Annotated in this window: 22 protein-coding genes; 13 read left to right on the top strand and 9 right to left on the bottom strand. The window is 31.4% G+C overall.

The window, feature by feature from the left end; genetic code table 11:
- Positions 1-215 precede the first annotated feature (215 nt).
- Together AC3E9W_RS00225 and AC3E9W_RS00230 are read right to left on the bottom strand one after the other, a co-directional pair.
- On the bottom strand, positions 216-1,193 hold the full coding sequence (locus AC3E9W_RS00225; RefSeq protein WP_179001755.1) for a ribonucleotide-diphosphate reductase subunit beta: 978 nt from the start codon (positions 1,191-1,193) through the stop codon (positions 216-218).
- Between the two features lie 337 nt (positions 1,194-1,530).
- Positions 1,531-2,100: a DUF3109 family protein gene (locus AC3E9W_RS00230; RefSeq protein WP_456894897.1), complete on the bottom strand. Its 570-nt coding sequence runs from the start codon at positions 2,098-2,100 to the stop codon at positions 1,531-1,533.
- 389 nt (positions 2,101-2,489) lie between these two features.
- Here AC3E9W_RS00230 and AC3E9W_RS00235 point away from each other — a divergent pair, with 389 nt between their 5' ends.
- The 3 genes from AC3E9W_RS00235 (at position 2,490) to AC3E9W_RS00245 (ending at position 3,985) form a co-directional block, all read left to right on the top strand.
- On the top strand, positions 2,490-3,068 hold the full coding sequence (locus AC3E9W_RS00235) for a MarC family protein (protein WP_008465051.1): 579 nt from the start codon (positions 2,490-2,492) through the stop codon (positions 3,066-3,068).
- A 106-nt stretch (positions 3,069-3,174) separates the two neighbouring features.
- A complete protein-coding gene (locus tag AC3E9W_RS00240; RefSeq protein WP_008465053.1) occupies positions 3,175-3,378 on the top strand; it encodes a hypothetical protein in 204 nt (67 codons plus the stop codon).
- 1 nt (position 3,379) lies between these two features.
- On the top strand, positions 3,380-3,985 hold the full coding sequence (locus AC3E9W_RS00245) for an FAD-dependent oxidoreductase (protein WP_488767283.1): 606 nt from the start codon (positions 3,380-3,382) through the stop codon (positions 3,983-3,985).
- 107 nt (positions 3,986-4,092) lie between these two features.
- Here the strand turns inward: AC3E9W_RS00245 and AC3E9W_RS00250 are convergent, their stop codons facing one another.
- From AC3E9W_RS00250 to AC3E9W_RS00270, 5 genes are all read right to left on the bottom strand, one after another.
- Positions 4,093-4,410 carry a hypothetical protein gene (locus AC3E9W_RS00250; RefSeq protein WP_488766165.1) on the bottom strand — a complete coding sequence of 106 codons (318 nt, stop codon included), beginning with the start codon at positions 4,408-4,410 and terminating at the stop codon, positions 4,093-4,095.
- A 92-nt stretch (positions 4,411-4,502) separates the two neighbouring features.
- On the bottom strand, positions 4,503-4,868 hold the full coding sequence (locus AC3E9W_RS00255; RefSeq protein ID WP_306153226.1) for a nuclear transport factor 2 family protein: 366 nt from the start codon (positions 4,866-4,868) through the stop codon (positions 4,503-4,505).
- 145 nt (positions 4,869-5,013) lie between these two features.
- Positions 5,014-6,591 carry a S41 family peptidase gene (locus AC3E9W_RS00260; RefSeq protein WP_488766167.1) on the bottom strand — a complete coding sequence of 526 codons (1,578 nt, stop codon included), beginning with the start codon at positions 6,589-6,591 and terminating at the stop codon, positions 5,014-5,016.
- Positions 6,591-7,022, bottom strand: a complete 432-nt coding sequence (locus AC3E9W_RS00265; RefSeq protein ID WP_306153230.1) for a deoxycytidylate deaminase — start codon at positions 7,020-7,022, stop codon at positions 6,591-6,593. Before AC3E9W_RS00265 ends, AC3E9W_RS00260 begins: the two co-directional genes overlap by 1 nt.
- A 6-nt stretch (positions 7,023-7,028) precedes the next feature.
- Entirely contained in the window at positions 7,029-7,622 is a 594-nt protein-coding gene (locus AC3E9W_RS00270) for a HupE/UreJ family protein (RefSeq protein ID WP_306153232.1), read from the bottom strand.
- Positions 7,623-7,790: 168 nt separating this feature from the next.
- On the opposite strand from AC3E9W_RS00270, the gene AC3E9W_RS00275 reads away from it, so the two are divergent.
- Positions 7,791-8,222: a tellurite resistance TerB family protein gene (locus AC3E9W_RS00275; RefSeq protein ID WP_306153233.1), complete on the top strand. Its 432-nt coding sequence runs from the start codon at positions 7,791-7,793 to the stop codon at positions 8,220-8,222.
- A gap of 438 nt (positions 8,223-8,660) precedes the next feature.
- Here AC3E9W_RS00275 and fbp read toward each other — a convergent pair whose 3' ends face one another.
- Positions 8,661-9,668 carry a class 1 fructose-bisphosphatase gene (gene fbp, locus AC3E9W_RS00280; RefSeq protein ID WP_488766170.1) on the bottom strand — a complete coding sequence of 336 codons (1,008 nt, stop codon included), beginning with the start codon at positions 9,666-9,668 and terminating at the stop codon, positions 8,661-8,663.
- A 171-nt stretch (positions 9,669-9,839) separates the two neighbouring features.
- On the opposite strand from fbp, the gene AC3E9W_RS00285 reads away from it, so the two are divergent.
- Together AC3E9W_RS00285 and AC3E9W_RS00290 are read left to right on the top strand one after the other, a co-directional pair.
- Entirely contained in the window at positions 9,840-10,328 is a 489-nt protein-coding gene (locus AC3E9W_RS00285) for a GNAT family N-acetyltransferase (protein WP_306153237.1), read from the top strand.
- Positions 10,329-10,463: 135 nt separating this feature from the next.
- Positions 10,464-11,723, top strand: coding sequence for an aspartate kinase (locus tag AC3E9W_RS00290; RefSeq protein WP_306153239.1), 1,260 nt, complete (start codon positions 10,464-10,466; stop codon positions 11,721-11,723).
- Between the two features lie 393 nt (positions 11,724-12,116).
- Here AC3E9W_RS00290 and AC3E9W_RS00295 read toward each other — a convergent pair whose 3' ends face one another.
- A complete protein-coding gene (locus AC3E9W_RS00295; RefSeq protein ID WP_306153240.1) occupies positions 12,117-12,470 on the bottom strand; it encodes a helix-turn-helix transcriptional regulator in 354 nt (117 codons plus the stop codon).
- A gap of 435 nt (positions 12,471-12,905) precedes the next feature.
- On the opposite strand from AC3E9W_RS00295, the gene AC3E9W_RS00300 reads away from it, so the two are divergent.
- From AC3E9W_RS00300 to AC3E9W_RS00330, 7 genes are all read left to right on the top strand, one after another.
- Positions 12,906-15,101 (top strand): outer membrane beta-barrel protein, encoded by a 2,196-nt coding sequence (locus AC3E9W_RS00300; protein ID WP_488766173.1) that lies wholly within the window; start codon positions 12,906-12,908, stop codon positions 15,099-15,101.
- Positions 15,073-15,312, top strand: coding sequence for a hypothetical protein (locus tag AC3E9W_RS00305; protein ID WP_488767284.1), 240 nt, complete (start codon positions 15,073-15,075; stop codon positions 15,310-15,312). The genes AC3E9W_RS00300 and AC3E9W_RS00305 overlap by 29 nt, the downstream gene beginning before the upstream one ends.
- 211 nt (positions 15,313-15,523) lie before the next feature.
- On the top strand, positions 15,524-15,742 hold the full coding sequence (locus AC3E9W_RS00310) for a hypothetical protein (RefSeq protein WP_488766175.1): 219 nt from the start codon (positions 15,524-15,526) through the stop codon (positions 15,740-15,742).
- A 59-nt stretch (positions 15,743-15,801) separates the two neighbouring features.
- Positions 15,802-16,011 carry a hypothetical protein gene (locus AC3E9W_RS00315; RefSeq protein ID WP_488766177.1) on the top strand — a complete coding sequence of 70 codons (210 nt, stop codon included), beginning with the start codon at positions 15,802-15,804 and terminating at the stop codon, positions 16,009-16,011.
- A 100-nt stretch (positions 16,012-16,111) separates the two neighbouring features.
- The gene (locus tag AC3E9W_RS00320) at positions 16,112-16,789 is read left to right on the top strand and encodes a hypothetical protein (protein WP_488766179.1); all 678 of its coding nucleotides are present in this window, start codon (positions 16,112-16,114) and stop codon (positions 16,787-16,789) included.
- Positions 16,790-16,954: 165 nt separating this feature from the next.
- The gene (locus AC3E9W_RS00325; RefSeq protein WP_488766181.1) at positions 16,955-17,476 is read left to right on the top strand and encodes a TlpA family protein disulfide reductase; all 522 of its coding nucleotides are present in this window, start codon (positions 16,955-16,957) and stop codon (positions 17,474-17,476) included.
- 6 nt (positions 17,477-17,482) lie between these two features.
- The gene (locus AC3E9W_RS00330) at positions 17,483-19,648 is read left to right on the top strand and encodes a peptidase domain-containing ABC transporter (RefSeq protein ID WP_488766183.1); all 2,166 of its coding nucleotides are present in this window, start codon (positions 17,483-17,485) and stop codon (positions 19,646-19,648) included.
- The last annotated feature ends 103 nt before the right edge of the window (positions 19,649-19,751 follow it).

Consider the following 19,751-nt stretch of genomic DNA (forward strand, 5'->3'; position numbering starts at 1 on the left):
ACTCCAGCACTTAAACATTGCGTGTTTTAAAATTAATTTTAGAGAATTACCAAATTCTCAATAGTTACTCGTTTCAAATTCGAAAATCGAATTTAAATGCGCCTAAAATTGCTATTGAATCTGCGATTTGGGAAAGAGATTCAACCTTAAAATATTCCTTGTAATCTTTTTTAGTGCCTCTTGAGGATATAAGACGCTAAAAGTATTTTTGTTGTCTAAAAATCTGCATCAAATGAAATTTTTTGAGCGTCACTGTCATTGTTCATCACACCTGACTTTTGATACTCTGCAACACGTTTTTCAAAGAAATTAGTTTTTCCTTGAAGTGAAATCATGTCCATGAAATCGAATGGATTTGCTGATCCGTAAACACGCTCACAACCTAGTTCAACCAAAAGTCTATCGGCAACAAACTCTAAATACTGTGTCATTAAACCAGCATTCATACCAATTAAACTTACCGGAAGAGATTCAGTTACAAATTGTCTTTCGATATCTAATGCATCAACAATAATTTCTTTAATTCTTTCTTTTGGCACTTTGTTTACCAAATGATGATTGTGCAAGTGAACTGCAAAATCACAGTGTACGCCTTCGTCACGAGAAATCAATTCATTAGAGAAAGTCAAACCTGGCATTAAACCACGTTTTTTCAACCAATAAATTGAACAGAAAGCTCCTGAGAAAAAGATTCCTTCAACTGCAGCAAAAGCAATAAGTCTTTCAGCAAACGAATCTGACTCGATCCATTTTAAAGCCCATTCTCCTTTTTTAGCAATTGCAGGAAAAACTTCCAAAGCATTAAACAACTCTGTTTTTTCTGCTTCGTCTTTTACATAAGTATCAATTAATAAAGAATACGTTTCGCTATGAATATTCTCCATCATGATTTGAAATCCGTAGAAAAACTTCGCTTCAGCATATTGAACTTCGTTTACAAAATTCTCAGCCAGATTTTCATTTACGATTCCATCAGAAGCAGCAAAGAATGCTAGGATATGTTTGATGAAATATCTTTCATCATCATTCAATTTATTATTCCAGTCTGTCAAATCTTGGTGTAAGTCGATTTCTTCTGCAGTCCAAAAACTAGCTTCCATCTTTTTATACCACTCCCAAATATCATGATGCTTAATCGGAAAAATAACGAAGCGATTTTTATTTTCTTGTAATATTGGTTCGATTTGTGACATGACAGATTCTGTTAATTTTTGTATTGAAATTTTGTGCTTAAACAAGCAGTACAAAGATTGTTAATTAACGCCAAAAATAAAAGTCAAACTTATTCACAATCGGACGTAGTTTTTAACAACGGCCGAAAATTGCGATATTTTTCAGACAATAATTAATTATTTGTAAATGAGACATTTAAAAGTGCTAAATTCTCGGAAAGAGCCGTAAAATATAGACTTTTAAATATAAAATGCAAGTTATTTTGAATAGTTTTTAAAAAAGTTTTTTAGCGTCAAAACTTTATTTTTTTGAGTTAAAATATGTAGTCAAAAAGACTATATAACGGATAGTTGTTTTTTATGAATTTTTGAGCTCTTCAGCAACCTTTTCCAATTCCATATACCAATCTTCGCCAAAGCGTCTTATTAATGCTTCTTTGACAAATTTGTAAACTGGAACTTCCAATTCTTTACCTAAAGAACAGGCATCATCGCAAATATCCCATTTGTCGTAATTAACTGCTGCAAATTCTGTGAAGTCTTTTACACGAATTGGATACAAATGGCAAGAAACCGGTTTTTTCCAATCGACAATTCCTTGATTGTACGCTTGCTCTATTCCGCAAAGCGCTGTTTTACCGTCAAAAATTACATAAGCACAATCTTTGTTATCGATGAGCGGCGTTTCAAGATCACCGTCAGTTCCGGTTAACCAAGTCCCTTGCGCTTCGATAGCTTCTATTCCTTCTTTTCGTAAAAAGGGTTTTACTTTAGGATAAATTTCTTCTAAGATTTTCGTTTCAGCCTCGCTCAAAGGCGCGCCCGCATCTCCATCCACGCAACAAGCTCCTTTACAAGCCGACAAGTTGCACACAAATTCTTTTTCCAGAATATCTTCTGAAATAATAGTTTTACCTAACTGAAACATGATAGTATACTGTATTTTAATAAAGTGCAAAGATAGTCAAAGAAAGCAGATAAAAAATGTACCGTAGAGATTCTATCACAGCGTTACACAAAGTTTATCACAGAGGCGCACAAAAATTTTATTAAGCTTTGTGAAAATTTAAATCTTAAATCTTTGCGAACTTTAAAAATTAAAAACTTTGTGAAAACTTTGCGTAGCTCTGTGGTAAAACTCATGAACTTTCCCAAAAATCTTTGTGAAACTCCACGACAAAATTCATAATTGTTACAAATATCACTTTTTTAACATGTAAAACATGTTTTTATAACAAAAATACAAACTATCGAAAAATCACCTAACTTTATTATTTACTTTTGCAGCAAATTTTAATTCCTCAAAATCAAATTGATATGTTAGAAATCGATTTTAAAGAAATCATTACCGTTAGTATGGTGCTTTTTGCCGTGATTGATATTGTTGGTTCTATTCCGATTATTGTGAATTTAAGAGCAAAAGTCGGCCATATCGAATCTGAAAAAGCTTCTATCGTTGCTGGAGCTATTATGATTGTTTTTCTTTTTGTTGGAGAAGGACTTTTAAATCTTATCGGAATCGATGTACATTCGTTTGCCGTTGCCGGATCTTTTGTACTTTTCTTTCTTGCTCTGGAAATGATTTTAGGAATCAGAATTTATCGTGACGAAGAGCCAGGTTCGGCTTCTATTGTTCCTTTAGCGTTTCCTTTAATTGCTGGAGCAGGAACAATGACTACTTTATTATCGCTTCGTTCTCAATTTCACACCATCAATATCATCATTGCGATTGTCCTTAATATTATACTGGTTTATATCGTTTTAAAATCTTCTAAAAAAATCGAAAATTTGTTAGGAGAAAACGGACTTGGCGTGGTTCGCAAGACATTTGGAGTGATACTTTTAGCAATTGCTGTTAAATTATTCGCTGCTAATGTTAAAGGTTTGTTTGTCTAAAATTTATTTTTATAAATTTACCCCGTAAAATTTCTAAAATACAACTTTAAGGCATACCCTCCATAAAGTTCTACTTTATTATTTTAGACAAAAACAAAAACAATCTATGAAAATTTTCACTTCAATCTTAGTGCTTTTGGCATTAGCTTTAATCGTTTTTAATATTACGCTATTAGACTTTAAAAACCCTTTTCAAGGAGATAGTATGGTAGCTTTTATTGGAATCGCCGCTTCATTTTGCGCTGTTTTGATTCTTTTGATTTTTAGAATTTCAAAAAGAATTGAAGAAAAAATGAATGACAACAGATAATATGTTTGATGTTTTAATTATTGGCGGAGGAGTATCAGGAATGTCTTGTGCTCTTGTCTTAGGATCCGCAAAAAACAAAACTTTTGTTACTGACAAAAAAATCGGAATTTTTACGCATCAGAAAAATTCTTCTTTACAAGAGGCTATATTTTATAACGCTTACGGAATTACTCCAGGAAAATTGGGTTCTGAACTTTTAACTGAAAGCACAGAAGACTTAGCGGCAACTTATCCGCACATTACTCAGATTCCTAATGAAAAAGTGATGAAAATTGAGGGCAGTTACCCTGAATTTACCGTAGTGACCAACAAAAATTCATACAAAACAAGAAATATTGTAGTGGGAATTGGTTCTGCCAATACTTTCGACATCGAAGGTTTGATGCAATTTGTTGAACCTCACAAAAAAGCGCTTCCAGAAAAACAGCGCATTCAGCTTAAAAACGAAGATCATAAAATTGCTGATGGTATTTATGTAATCGGAACTTTAGCAGGCTGGAGAAGCCAATTGGCAATTGCTGCCGGAAGTGGCGCTGCTGTTGCAACAGATATTCTTACATTATGGAATAATGGCACGCAAACTCATGCTCACGATAGTATTCGATAAAATCTCATAAAATTTATTAAACCATATAAGTCATATAAGTTCATATTATACTTTGCGTATAAATTAAATGAACTTATATGACTTACATGGTTTATTTTTTTAGTTTTTTACTTAACCGAAACGATTTGGGTTACTTTTATATGGTTTTCATCTTCTGTTTTCCATTTTTCTCCTTTTACAGAGATTACATCGCCGATTTTTACTTGTTTGTAGTTTTGAGGTCCTCCAACGTTTACAATACTGATAGTTGCAAAATAGACTTCTTTACTGTCTGTTGTAATTTTTGCTGTATAACCGTCTTTTCCTCCTTCAATTGATTCTACTTTTCCTGTAACTGGATTATTTGCATCATTTTTCATAGAAGTACAAGAGATTACAAAAGCCATCAAAATTGCTAACAGACTTATTCTTTTTAAATTTTTCATATCATTTAGTTTAGACCGCAAATTAAACACTGATTTATGTTTAGATTTCGGAATTACGCTTTAAGTTAATATTATTTTTCCTGCTTCAAACTTTATGCCAGCTGAACGCAACTTCCTGCAATAACTTTTAAATTTTTACCCGATTTTTTCCAAACTCTAATGTATTTGAAAACGCCATTTATTGCAGTAGTATCGTAAGTTCCTTTTAATGAAACAGTAACAGCGACTACAGCGGTATTCTCAATTATATTTACAATTTGATCTGAGGCTTCTAGCGAATCGATTTTCATTTTTCCAGAACGATAGGCTTGCAAATCAAATTCTTTGGTTATCGTTTGTCCGTCGGGCATGTTGAACAATAAATCATCATGAAGGATGGTATCCAAAGCCATAACATCCGATTTTTTAATTGCAGTTAAAAGTTCGATTTCTGCATCAACAACGGTTTCTATTTTCATGATATAAAGATTGAAGTTACTATTAGATCAAATCTCAAAGGCTTACTAAATCATTTAAAATCTGCTAAATCTGCAAGCTTAAAATACTTCTCGCAGATTTAGCAGATTTGCTGATTATTATTTATTGATTTTTTAAACCTTTATCTTATTTCTTCGGAGTCAGAATTGTTTTAATCATGGCATCATCTTTCAGAATCACATCATAAAAATACAATTCTCCATACAGCTGACGCGCAAATTCGGCCGTGATATGACGATTTACAAGCGCTTTGGTTTTATCCAATTTTAAATCTAAACCTGTCATCAGAATGTAATTCTTGAATTTTTTGAAATATACATCTGAGTTTTTCATTTTAGCTAAAAATTCAGCGAAGCTATCACCTGCAAAAGCATTTCTATTTTTATCCAATTCTTCAAAAACAAAATGTCCCACAATTCCAGTTTGCAACAAGTAAGCTACATTTTCATTTCCGTGCTCTGCTTCCATTGGCACAAAAACATCAGGAACAATTCCGCCACCGCCGTAAACGATTTTTCCTTTCGGAGTTTTGAATTTTAAAGAATCAGCTACTTTTATACTGTCTTTTGCGTACAATTCTCCTGTTGCAATTCTAGATTCAGATTCTTTAAAATAGGCTTCGTTTCCTTTTTTATACGGTTTTTGAATCGATCTTCCTGTCGGAGTATAATAACGCGCAACAGTTAATCGAACTGCCGATCCGTCATTAAAATCCATTTCTCTTTGAACCAAACCTTTTCCGAAGGAACGTCTTCCAACAATAGTTCCTCGATCATTATCCTGAATAGCTCCCGCTAAAATTTCACTGGCAGAAGCACTATTTTCATTAATCAAGACATATACTTTTCCGCTTTCAAAACTTCCTGCTTTTGTTGCGTATGTTTTTTCAGTCGAACCGTTTTTACTTTTCGTGAAAACTATTAATTGCTTGTCTTTTAAAAATTCGTCAGCAATAGCAATCGCTTCTTCCATATAACCGCCACCATTATCGCGAAGGTCAATTACAAGAGACTCAATTCCTTTTTGTTTTAATCGTGCTAAACCCGTTTTGAATTCGTTAAAAGTGGTTTCAGCAAAACGGTTAATTTTAATATAACCCGTTTTATTTCCAATCATAATCGATGCATCGACACTTTTGATCGGAATAATATCTCTTTTGACTTTAAATTTAAGTTTCTTTTGTTCTGATTTTCTAAAAACCGTCAATTCGATTTCAGAACCTTGAAGGCCTTTTAATTTTGAGAACAAACTGTCTGAAGGCAGTTTTCGTCCGTATAATTTGCTTTTTCCAGCGAATAAAATACGGTCGCCAGATTTTAATCCTGCTTTTGCTGAAGGACCATTTTCAATCGGTTTTATAATCGCAACCGAATCTTTATACATGTAGAAATTGATTCCGATTCCGACAAAATCACCTTTCATGCTCTCGGCAACCTCAGCTTGTTCGCTTGGCGGAATATAAACAGAATGCGGATCTAATTTGGAAAGAATATTATCGACCGTAAGGTTTACGATCGAATCGGTATTGACACTATCTACATATTCTGTATTGATAAAATCAATGAGTTTATTAAGTTTGGTTTTAGAGTAATTTTTAGCCAAAAGCTGGTCACTAGCTGGAGCGTTCATTAAGCTTCCCACTATTGTTCCGAGAGCAAAAGTAGCTCCGATAACTATTGGCAGATATTTTGAATTAAATTTCATTACTCTTCTAAAACGGGAATATGTTCAACCTCTACGCCTGCTTTTATTAAAAATTGAATTCCGGAATCGTCTCGATATCCATCTTTATACACCACTCTTTTTATTCCAGACTGATGTATTAATTTGCTGCATTCTTTGCAAGGCGAAAGCGTGATATACAAAGTCGCTCCTTCGCAAGACTGTGTTGATCTTGCTACTTTCAGGATTGCATTTGCTTCGGCGTGTAAAACGTCCCAGCGTGTTAATCCTTCTTCGTCTTCGCAGCAATTGTCAAATCCAGACGGTGTTCCGTTGTAACCGTCAGAAATGATCATTCTGTCTTTTACGATAATCGCGCCAACTTGTTTACGTTTACAGTAAGAAAGCAGGCTCCACTCTTTTGCAATTCGCAGATAAGCCCTATCGTATTTATTCCGTTTTTTTACTTCCATTTAATTTTATCTGTTCCAAATTGGACTTTCAATAATCATCGGAATTACAACTCCAATAATGAAAGCCGACATTACAAGTGCCCAGTCGCGTTTTGAAAAACGGAAAACCGTCTGCACTATATATGAAATTACCAGAACAACAAAAACCACTACTAACTGTGCAGCTTCGATTCCTAAGGCAAACTCTCCCAAAGGTAACAATTTTGAGGTTGCAGAACCTCCTAAAATTGTTTTGAAATAATTTGAAAAACCTAGTCCGTGAATAATTCCAAAGAATAAAGTTATGAAAAATACCAGATTTACGCCATCATTTTTTGAGGTCTTTCCAGCCGTAAACAAATGATAAAGAGCGGTTACTAAAATTGTTATCGGAATCAGGAATTCTACAAGATCTACTTTTATAGTTATAATTCCATAAACAGAAAGAATTAAAGCCAAAGTATGACCAATTGTAAAAAGAGAAACCAATAAGAAAATTCTTTTCCAGTCTTTAAATAAATACGGAACGGTTAAGGCGATTAAAAAAAGAACGTGATCGTAAGCATTGATATCTAAAACGTGTTTTAATCCTATTTGAAAATAAATCCAAAATTGTGACATAGGTATTTGTAATTAAATAATTAGGGGCTGTAAACTTACGATTAATTTTCAAAATTAAAGATTTAGGCCAGCAAATCCTTCAATAAAAATAAGTTAAATTTTATGAGAATTTTAAAATCAATAATTTAAAATTTGGGCTATATTTGTTTGATATAAAATTAACTAATTATGCCATTTTCAGAATTATTTGATAACGAATTTAAACAAAGAAACAGAGGTCATTTCTCTGCAATTGTGCGCGTTGCTTTTGCTGACGGAAAAATAAGTACAGAAGAACAAGAGTTCTTGGATAAAATTGCTTCGACTTTACAAATCTCTGAAGAAGAATACAAAGAGATTCTTGCAGATCCTTGGAAACACCCAATAAATCCTCCTTATTTATACACGCAGCGTTTAGAGCGTCTGTATGACTTAGCAAGAATGGTTCACGTTGACCACCATTTAGGAGATTTGCAGGAAGTAATGTTAACCCGTATGGGACTTGCATTAGGTTTTACTCCAGGAAACGTAAACTATATTGTTTCTAAAGCACTTTCTCTTGTAGACAAAAAAGTAGATTTGGATACTTTCCTTTTCGAAATGGAGAATATGAATAAGTAGTCTTCAGTCCCGAAGTTTCGGGATAGTTTTCAGTTTACCTTGACACCTGAAAATTGAAATACATTTAAATTTAGAACCCCGACAGATTTTTAAAATTTTGTCGGGGTTTCATTTTATAGTCAAATTGGACAATTATAATATTAAAAAAAGACAGTTTTTTTAATACAAATATTTATTATTCCATTAGGAATATTTGGTTGGTAATTAGCAGCATTATGATTTCACATGTGTCCTGTAGGGACACCTGATTTTTTTGGAAAAATGTATTGATCAAACGTTCCTACGGAACGTATAACTCCAATTTAATTTGTTTTTCTACCAATGAAACATTCCTAACGGAATGACAAAATGAAAGAAACCCGACAGGTTTTAAAACCTGTCGGGTTTGCTATCTATTGTCCAAAGTAAACTTGAAACCTGAAACTTGAAACAAAAAAATTAATTCGCTTCAGCCATAAACTCCTCAGCTTTTTCGACCATATTATAACTTCCACAGAAAAAAGGTACTCTTTGGTGCAGTTCTGTCGGTTGGATTTCCATAATTCTTCCAAAACCGTCAGTTGCTTTTCCGCCCGCTTGTTCTGCTAAAAATGCCATCGGATTACATTCGTAAAGCAAACGTAATTTCCCTTTTGGCGCTTTTGAACTTGTCGGATAAATGTAGATACCGCCTTTGATCATATTTCGATGAAAATCGGCTACCAAACTTCCAATATATCTAGAAGTATACGGTCTGTCTCCTTCTTCGCGCTGGCAATATTTAATGTAATTTTTTACTCCTTGCGGAAAATGAACATAATTACCCTCGTTTACCGAGTAGATATTTCCATTTTTTGGAAATTTCATGTTTGGATGCGAAAGGTAAAATGTACCTATCGCCGGATTTAGTGTAAAACCATTCACCCCATGTCCAGTAGTATACACAAGCATAGTTGAAGTTCCATAAATTACATAGCCTGCTGCAACTTGATTGATTCCCGGCTGTAAAAAATCCTCGCTAGTTACCGGGGTTCCTATTGGGGTCACTCTTCTGAAAACAGAAAAGATAGTTCCCACAGAAACATTTACATCAATGTTTGAAGATCCGTCTAGCGGATCCATTAAGATCACGTACTTATTATTATGACAGTTGTCGCTCCCCTGAACTGTTATAAAATCGTCGTTTTCTTCTGAAGCAATACCACAGACAATCTCACGGTTTATTAACGTCTGGATAAATACTTCGTTTGCATAGACATCTAATTTTTGCTGGTCTTCTCCTTGGATATTCTGTTCGCCAGCGGCGCCAACAATATCTACTAAACCTGCTTGATTAACTTTATGATTAACAACCTTGGCAGCCAATCGAATAGAGTTAATAATTCGCGAGAGTTCTCCCGACGAATACTGAAATGCTTTTTGGTTCTCAATAATAAACTCTCCCAGTGTTTTATTGCGTTCTTCCATTTCTAAATCGTTATAGTTTTATTTTTAAGTCACAAATATCGTCTATTTTGTGAGAATGATTTAAAAATTATTTTGTTAGTTTGCTACTATTGTATATTTGCTAATTATCTGCAAAAAGCAATGGATAAAACGGCGCTTTTTTAGATAATAAATAATTAAAAATACGAATACATGAATATTAGAAAAGGAAATCCTGAAGACATGAAATCGGTGTTAGGGCTTATTCAGGAGCTGGCAATATTCGAAAAAGAACCTGATGCAGTCGTTATTACTGAAGAAGATTTAATACGTGACGGTTTTGGAGAAAAACCATTGTTTCACGTTTTTGTGGCAGAGATTGAAAACGAAGAAAAACAGAAGGAAATTGTTGGAATAGCTTTGTATTATTATCGCTATTCTACTTGGAAAGGAAAAACAATTCACCTTGAAGATTTGATTGTAAAAGAGAAAATGCGCGGTACTGGATTAGGTTCTGCTCTTTACGCTGAAATCATGAAGCAAGGAAAAAGAGATAACGTAAGAAGAGTTGAATGGAATGTGCTGGCTTGGAATACACCAGCAGTGAATTTCTACAAAAATTCTGGCGCCAAAATCTTAGACGACTGGCAAGTTGTTCAAATGGATGAAGCAGGAGTTAATGCGTTCTTAGAAAAATTATAAAAAAAATGTTCGCCACGAATTCACGAATTTTTATTCGCAAAGATTTAAAAAGATAATTCGTGAATTCGTGGCGAAAAAAATCATATGATTTCGCCCCAATCTGAAATCTAAAATCTAAAAATCTATAATTAAAAAATGAGAGTATTTAAATTTGGAGGAGCATCGGTAAAAGATGCAGATGGAATTAAAAACGTATACGACGTTTTACAAAAAGTAGGTTACGAAGACGTAATTCTTGTAGTTTCGGCTATGGGAAAAACAACAAATGCTCTTGAAGTTGTAATCAAGAATTATTTTGAAAAATCGACAGAACTAAATTCTTCTGTTCAAGAAATCAAAAAATACCACAATCAAATCTTATTGGATTTGTTTGAAGATGAAAAGCACGAAGTTTTCGCAGCTGTAAATGCACAGTTTGCTGAATTAGAATATTTTTTAGCGCATAATAAATCTCCAAATTACAACTTTGTTTACGATCAGGTGGTAAGTTTTGGTGAATTGATTTCGACTAATATCTTAAGTTATTTTATGAATTTCATGGGAATTCAGACGCAATGGCTTGACGTTCGCAACTTCATTAAAACTGATGCAAACTATAGAGACGCTGGAGTGGACTGGGAAGTTACGCAGCAAAACATCAGTAAAAATGTACCAAGAAAAGTTTTGAATATTACACAAGGTTTCTTGGGAGCAGACGAAAACAACTTTACAACAACTTTGGGCCGTGAAGGTTCAGATTATACTGCTGGTATATTTGCATATTGTTTAAATGCCGAAAGTGTAACAATTTGGAAAGACGTTCCTGGAGTTATGAATGCAGACCCGCGTTATTTTGAAAATGCAAGTCTTTTGAATCAGATTTCTTATCGTGAAGCAATCGAATTAGCTTTTTATGGAGCAACGGTTATTCACCCAAAAACATTGCAGCCTTTACAGAAAAAAGAAATTCCATTATACGTAAAATCGTTTATTAATCCGCTTTTAAAAGGAACTTGCGTTTCTAAAGGTGTCGATTTGGAGCCACAGTATCCATGTTTTATTGTAAAAAGAGAACAGCTTTTAATTTCGCTTTCTTCAATTGATTTCTCTTTCATTATGGAAGAAAACATCAGCGAGATCTTTGGATTATTTCACGAATTTAAAATCAAAGTAAATTTAATTCAGAACTCTGCAATTAGTTTCTCTGTTTGTGTGGAAGATAAATTTGGAAATTTCCCAGAATTGAATGCCATTCTTTCTAAAAAATTCAAAGTAGAATACAGCGAAAATGTGACCTTATATACAATCCGTCACTTTACAGAAGAAGCGGCAGAAACGGTTGAGAAAAACAAAGCAGTTTTATTGAAACAAGTTAGCCGTGAAACAATGCAGATTGTGACTAAAGAATTAAACTAATATTGCTTTATAAAAGGTAATTATTTAATTCACAAATTATTGGAAGGGCTTCGCTTAATAAAGTGGAGCCTTTTTTATTACGAAAGAATTTTCCTTACTTGTTTCTTTTTTAATTATATTTACTTTTCAATTTATGAAAAATCCTTTCCAAAAATCATTAATTATGAAACGATTACGATTTTTCATTCTACAATTATAATTCAAAATGACAAAAAAGGCTTTTTTACTCGTTTTTATTATTCTTGGTTTCTTATACATTGGTATATCCTTAAGTCCATTGCTTACAAGAGATAGACAAGACATTTCTTATTCAGATTTTAAATTGGTAATTGGTCCCTTTTTATCTACAGTTGGAATTCTTATAACTTATACACAATTAAAAAGAAGAAAAAATTAGTTTTTTCCTTTATTTAAGTGTTTTATAATTGTTTTCAGATCTTCAATTTCCAACTCATACTTTTTTATAATTTTCATATAAACACCCTGCAATGCGATTTGTGTTTGGCGCTCTGTATTTATTAAACTTTCACAGGCAGAATTTCCCAATCCTTTTCTAACCAATTCTTCTGGACTAATTTCGAAAATTTGGCAGATTTTCTTAAAATGAATAGTCCAAGAAGTACTTTCTCCTCGCTCCATTCTGGCATAAGTAGATTGTGAGATTTGTAAGTGATCAGCTGCCTCTTCTTGTGACATATTCTTTGATTTTCTTAAAACTTTTAGATTATCTCCTACAATTTTATTCATAATTAACATTTTTAAAAGCAAATGTAAATATAAGAATTGTTTTACAATTATTCGAATTTAGGTTTTTAATAACCGATATTCGACTTAGGGTTTTTCTTACATTTCATAAATTTGAAAAACAATAGGCCATAACTCCAAAATTTTAAATAATTATAAAAATACACAATTTAAAGATAATTGTCCACTGAATCCATTTAGTGGTAGATTGGATGATGCAAAGATTTTATCAAAATTCAATCACTTAATTCTCACCTTATTCAAGATATAATTCAAGAAAATCGTCTCTAAAATTGTTATTATGAAAAAAAACGAATAATCATAAATCATCATATAAGTTAAATAATTTGAATTTGTAGTCTAACAATTAGCAATGTCTTTTTTTAATGGGGCTATCGCGAATTTAAATTTTTAAAAATAAATACAGAATAAAAAAAAATGAATCAAAAGTTGAAAGGAAAAAGTATTACAATAAAACTCTTTATAATAATAGTAATGTTACCGATGACATCATTTTCGCAAATAAAAATCACAGGCAAAGTTATTGATTCAAATTCCACACCAATAGAATTTGCTGAAGCTATTGTTCTGACAAAAGATAGTACTGTTGAAAAAAGCTCGTTTTCCAATGAAAAGGGATATTTCCACATTGAAGTTAAGTCGGGCGATTATATTTTACAAATCAGGCAAATTGGGAAATTAGCTAATATCAGAAATTTAACAGTTGTTAAGAATATCGACTTAGGAAATATTCAGTTAATAGAAGAGGCAAAACAATTACAACAAGTCGTAGTAACTTCAAAGAAGAAACTTATAGAGAGAAAAGTTGACAGACTTGTTTTTAATGTTGAGAACAGTATTGCTGCATCAGGAGGAGATGCTTTAGATGCTTTAAAGGTTGCTCCAGGAATTCGTGTACAAAATGAGACCGTTTCTATGATCGGAAAAAGTGGTGTCGGATTAATGGTCGACGATAGGTTAGTTCAGCTTTCTGGAGAGGGTCTTATTAATTACCTAAAATCTATTTCATCAGATAATATAAAATCTATTGAAATCATAACAACACCTCCAGCAAAATATGATGCAGAAGGAAACAGCGGTTTGATTAATATTAAATTAAAAAAGCCTAAAAATGATAGCTGGAATGCGACTTTTAGAAATACAATGAAGCAAGCGACATATTTTTCAGATAATATAGGTGCAAATTTTTCATTTCAAAAGAAACAAATAAGCTTCTTAGCAGATTTAGGTTTTAATAAATCTAAAACAATTTATGAAAATGACATTAAATATGATTATCCTTTATCTTTCTGGAAAGTGTATTCGCACAATGTGAATAATACCGCATTAGTTATACCTACCCTTTCAGTAAACTATAAAGTTACTGACAAGACCACTCTTGGAGTACAGTATATTGCTACAATAAATAACCCAACAAACTACGATTATAGTAAATCTATTGTAACTAATAAGCAAACAGATACTCTTGAAAATAGTTATTTTTCAAATGGCAATTCTAAAGTAAACATTTACAGGTCTTCTTTAAATGTAAATGGAGTTACGAAATTAAATGAAAAAGAAAAGTTAATGTCATTTGACTTAGATTTTTTGAGTTATAAAAATAATAAAACAAATCCATTCAATTCAGCAGTCTTCGATCAGGATAATAATATCATTCTTGACAATAATGTTATTAATGAAAGTAATTTCAAAATAAAAAATTATACTGGCAAAATTGACTTTACTAATCCTAGTCTTTTTGCAAATTATGAATATGGAGGGAAGGTTAGTTTTATTAATACTGATAGTGATGTAAATGTTCTTTTTTATGATAATATCTTAAATGAGGATATTATGAATCAAAAAACTCAATTTAACTATCAGGAAAATACTCAGTCTGTTTATTTTTCAGCAAACAAAAAAATAAAAAAATGGGAATTTAAAATTGGTTTGCGTTTTGAAAACACTCAAACCAAAGGAACATTCATTACTGATAATCAAACTAATAAAACACATTATTCTAAATTTTTCCCAACTCTGTTTTCAACATACACCGTAAATGACAATAATTCATTCTCATTTTCTTTGAACAGAAGGATTAATCGTCCAGGATATGATTATGTAAATCCAGCCAGAAGATATAATTCTATAAATAATTATGTATTTGGTAATCCTTTTTTGCAACCATCCTTCGTATATAATACCGAAGTAAAACATAGTTATAAGGATATTTTTATAAGCTCTGCCAGCTATACAATTGGCAAAAATAACATTAGTCAAATTAACATTCCAGAACTAGATAATACACAAGTTTCCACATGGGAAAATTATGCCGATTATAATAGAATAAACCTAGATGAGTCTATAAATTTCGATTTTAATAAACGATGGTCTACAGTCTCTAGCATTTATTTTTATTATGTTGAATATAAAAGCCATATACCCATAATAGAGAGCGAAGGCTCAGGAATGGGTGGTGGCTTTGAAACTCGCCATACGTTTACTGTAAACAAAACGAAAACATTTTTTATAGAAGGATTTTATTGGTATGATATAAAATCAAAATCCCTTCAAGTTAAAAAAATCCCCTGCTTCAAGTCTAGATATATCATTAAAACATTTCTACTTAGATAAGAGATTGCAATTAGCATTATCATTCAATAATATTTTAAAATCTGATAGAGTAACTATGAGTTACACTGCAAATGGGGTTGATCAGAGTTTTAAGCAATATTATGACACCCAAAGCATAAGGTTTTCTGTGCTATATAAACTTGGATCTACTAAACTTGGTATAAAGCAAAGAAAACCTGGAAACCAAGATGAAATACAAAGAGCAAATTAATTTTTTAACTATTAGAATAAATAATCATGATTAACAATTTAAAAAAACAAATGTAAAAACAAGAATTGTTTTATAATTATTCGAATTTAGGTTTTTAATAACCGACTTTCGACTAAGACATTTTTCTGACGCTATATAAATTTGTAATCAATAATAAATCAAATATTAACCAATAAATTTTATGACTATGAAAAAATTAGAATTAACTCAGATGGAAAATTTACAAGGTGGTACAAAAGTAGCATATCATCCACCTCCACAAGAAGGTGATGGTGGTGGAGGTTTTTTAACAAGTTGTGCAGGAGCATCCGTTGGTCTGGCACTAGGATTTGCAGGTTTAGTAGCTGGTGGTGCTTCTGTTGTTGGAGCAGGAATCGGAGCAGCTGCCTTCATATATGCTTCTGCTCAGTGGGGGGCAAGTTGTCGTTAAAAATCAAACTAACCGCTAAAACACTAAAAGACAGTAATTTCAATTAGACTTCAAAAATCATGAAAATTAACAAAAACATACTGTTCATTTTACTTGTGATTTCCTTATTTTATTTAGGCTTAACCTTAAGTTGGCTATTTGAAAGAAAAAATTTTGATGATTTAAAATTTTCAGATTTCAGATATTCAATAGGACCATTTTTATCCTCAATAGCAATTTTTATAGGATACATAAATGCTCTAAAAAAGAATCACAAAGAAAAGTTATAACAGTTAGAAATAAAAACAATTTTAATGATACAAATAGAATAGCATTGTCCTTTAAAGGATAATGCTATCTACAAAAAATATATACTTAACTTTTCTTTTTATGTCAGTAAAAAGTACTTACAACTCCAAAACCTCTAATACAAAAAAAATATACAGTTCACTTTTTAAGTTTATAATTCTAGCTATAGCATTTGTGCTTATTAATAAAATAACAAACAGTCTACTAAACATAAAAGGATTACTTCAACATTTTCTGTCTGACTTTTTAACACAAAGAGAAATAAATAACATTTTAGAATATCAAGATAAATGGCATTGGCTAACTTATCTATATATCCCTTTGTTAATTCTAATCAAAACTATAATAATATCCACGATCTTATATACTGGTTTGTTCTTATCTGATAAGGAAACAAAATATACTCAATTATGGGACATAACTATAAAAGTTGAGTTCATTTTTGTATTAGTGCCTATTCTAAAAATTTTGTGGTTTTACTTTTTTCAAACCAATTACAATTTAAATGATATCCAAAATTTCTATCCGTTATCTGCACTTAACATTGTTGGCTATAAAGGATTAGAAACATGGTTTATTTACCCATTTCAGGTTTTAAACCTATTTGAGGTTTTCTACATAATTTATTTAGGATTTGAAATTGGAAAATTAACCCACACAAATACTGATTATGGTCTAAAAATCGTCGGAATAAGTTATATCCCTGCCTTGGTTTTATGGGTAGCAACAGTCATGTTTTTCACACTGAATTATAGTTAGTATGTCAACTTTAAAAAAATTTATTTTCGTATCAGCCTGCATCATGATTATATTATACATTTTCAATTACTTCTATTATGACACTGAATTACTTCAGACCTTTTTAGGAATTGTTCCTATGATCTTACTAATTATAATAGCACTTTTAAAAGAGAAGCAAGAAAAATGAGAAAATTGCTCAAAATTATATTTGCCTTATTATTCGCCAGCATTTTTATCTTTTTAGGTTATGAGATAATTTCTAAGATTACTCATAAAAAAGAAATTCAGCAGAAAATCAAAACTATTCCCAAATTCTCCTATCTAAATATTAATGGAGGGAATTTCTACAATAACAATTTAAAAAAGAATACTCCTGTAATTTTCATTTACTTCAATACCGACTGCGATTACTGCAATGAAGAAGCAAAGATGTTTAGTCAAAATATTAAAAAGTTTAGAGACATTCAAATCATCTTTGTATCATTTGAAAATCCAAATCGAATAAAAAAATTTGCACAACAATATAAATTGAATAATTATGATAACATTCATTTTCTACATGACGGCAAAGTTACTTTTGCTTCTACATTTGATGTAAACTCACTGCCTTGCTTTGTTCTTTATGATAAAAATCAAAAACTAATAGAAAAAATTAAAGGTCAGACAAAACCTGAATTTTTGATTAAAAAATTAAACGGAGAATAAAGCCCCATGTTAGACTTAAAACAAATTTCAAAAACGCACACCTTACAATTAGATCAATCTGATTGCGGTCCATCTTGCTTATTGTCTATTATAAAATTATATAATGGCAATAGTTCTTTAGAAAAAATAAGAGAATTAAGTGGCACGACAAAACAAGGCACAACAATGCTGGGTTTATTTCAAGCTGCTAATAAATTAGGTTTTACTGCAGAAGGTTGTGAAGCTGATATAAACTCCTTGATTGAACATAATAAACCTGTCATTCTCCATCTATTAATCGAAAATCAGTTAGAACATTATGTACTTTGCTATCAATACTCTAAGAAAGATGGCTTTTTAATTGGCGACTCCGCAGTAGGAATTTACAATTTATCAATAGAGCAATTAGAAAATTTTTGGATTTCTAAAACTTGTCTGACACTTGAACCAAACGAAAATTTTATTACTAAAAAAGAAGAACGAAATAAGCAACGAAAATGGTTTATAGATTTACTAAAAGAAGATTATAAACTAATTTGGATTTCTATTATACTGGGTGTTTTTGTTGCAGGTTTAGGATTGGCAATGGCACTCTTTTCTCAAAAATTAATTGATGATATTTTACCTTCAAACAATATCAACAAATTAGTTTCTGGTATTATTCTGTTAACTATCTTACTCACCGCTCGTGTTGGAATAGCTATTCTAAGACAGTATTTTTTACTTAGACAATCTAAAGATTTTAATACCAGGATAAATCTTTTTTTCTTTTCTTCATTGTTACACTTACCAAAACCTTTTTTTGACAATAGAAAAACAGGAGAACTCGTTTCAAGGTTAAATGATACGCAACGCATACAGAATGTGATCAAAATACTAACAAGTTCTTTAATAATCGATATATTAGTTACAATCATCTCGACGGTTTTCTTATTTTCTTACTCTTGGCAACTCGGAATAATTTGCCTCTTAAGCATTCCTGTATATTTTTTTATAATCTATAGAAACAATAAAAAAATCTTGCTGTCCCAAAAAGAGATTATGCAAAGTTCTGCAATAAACGAAAGTAATTTCATCAATACAATTCAAGGAATTGCTGCTGTTAAAATTGACAATAAAGAATCAGTTTTTGAAAAATTAAATCAGACCATTTTTTCTGTTTACCAAGAGAAAATTTTTAATCTTGGAAAAATCAATATTAGCTTATCTTGGCAATCTGGTTTAGCAAACGTTGCATTTATTATTGGCATTTTAATTTATACTTCTATTCAGGTTTTTAGCAAAGAAATTAAAATTGGTGAATTAATGGCTATTCTAGGAATTGTTGGCTCATTGCTTCCATCAATTGCAAACCTAGCTTTAATTTCAATTCCTATAAATGAAGCTAAAATTGCATTCAATAGGATGTATGAATTTGCCTCAATCGAAAAGGAAAGTGAACAAGGACAAGAAATTTTTGAGATTAACACCATTTGTATTCAAAATCTTTCATTCAGATTTGCTGGAAGAATCGAACTTTTTCGGAACATAAATATCGAAATTGAAAAAGGGAAATTTGTTGCCATTGTTGGTGAAAGCGGAAACGGAAAAAGTACGTTAGGGCAAATTTTACAGCGTTTTTACAATTTCGAAAATGGAAATATTATAGTTAACAATACATATAGGCTTCAAGATATCAGCCTTAAAAACTATAGAGATTTGTTAGCCGTAATTCCTCAAGAAATTACCATATTTAACGGGACTGTAATTGACAATATTCTTCTTGGAACTATAGATACATCTGAAAGCATTTTAGCTTTTATTCAAGAGTTTGGATTTGATTTTTACTTTAATCAACTGCCTCAAGGTCTACTAACAATTGTTGGAGAAGAAGGAATTAATTTAAGTGGCGGGCAAAAGCAAATTATTGCCTTAGCAAGGGTTTTATACAAAAAGCCACAGTTTATAATTCTTGACGAAGCAACTTCTGCAATGGACAGAAATACGGAAAACTTTACCATGCAATTGTTGAAAAAAATAAAAACAGATTGCGCCATATTATTTATTTCTCATCGTTTGAACAAACTCAAAAACATAGCCGATACTATTTATATAATAGAAAATAAAACTATATCTGAATTTGGCAATCATGAAAAGCTCATGAAATCCAATAATTTTTATAGTGAATATTGGAATGAACAACTATTAAATTAAATCTTATGATTACTCCTATAGTAAAATTAATTACAATCTATTTCTTTTTACTATTTACAATTCTTTTATGCATATTGTATTTCATAAAAAAAATTGATTTTAA

It is taken from the genome of Flavobacterium sp. 38, assembly GCF_057799715.1.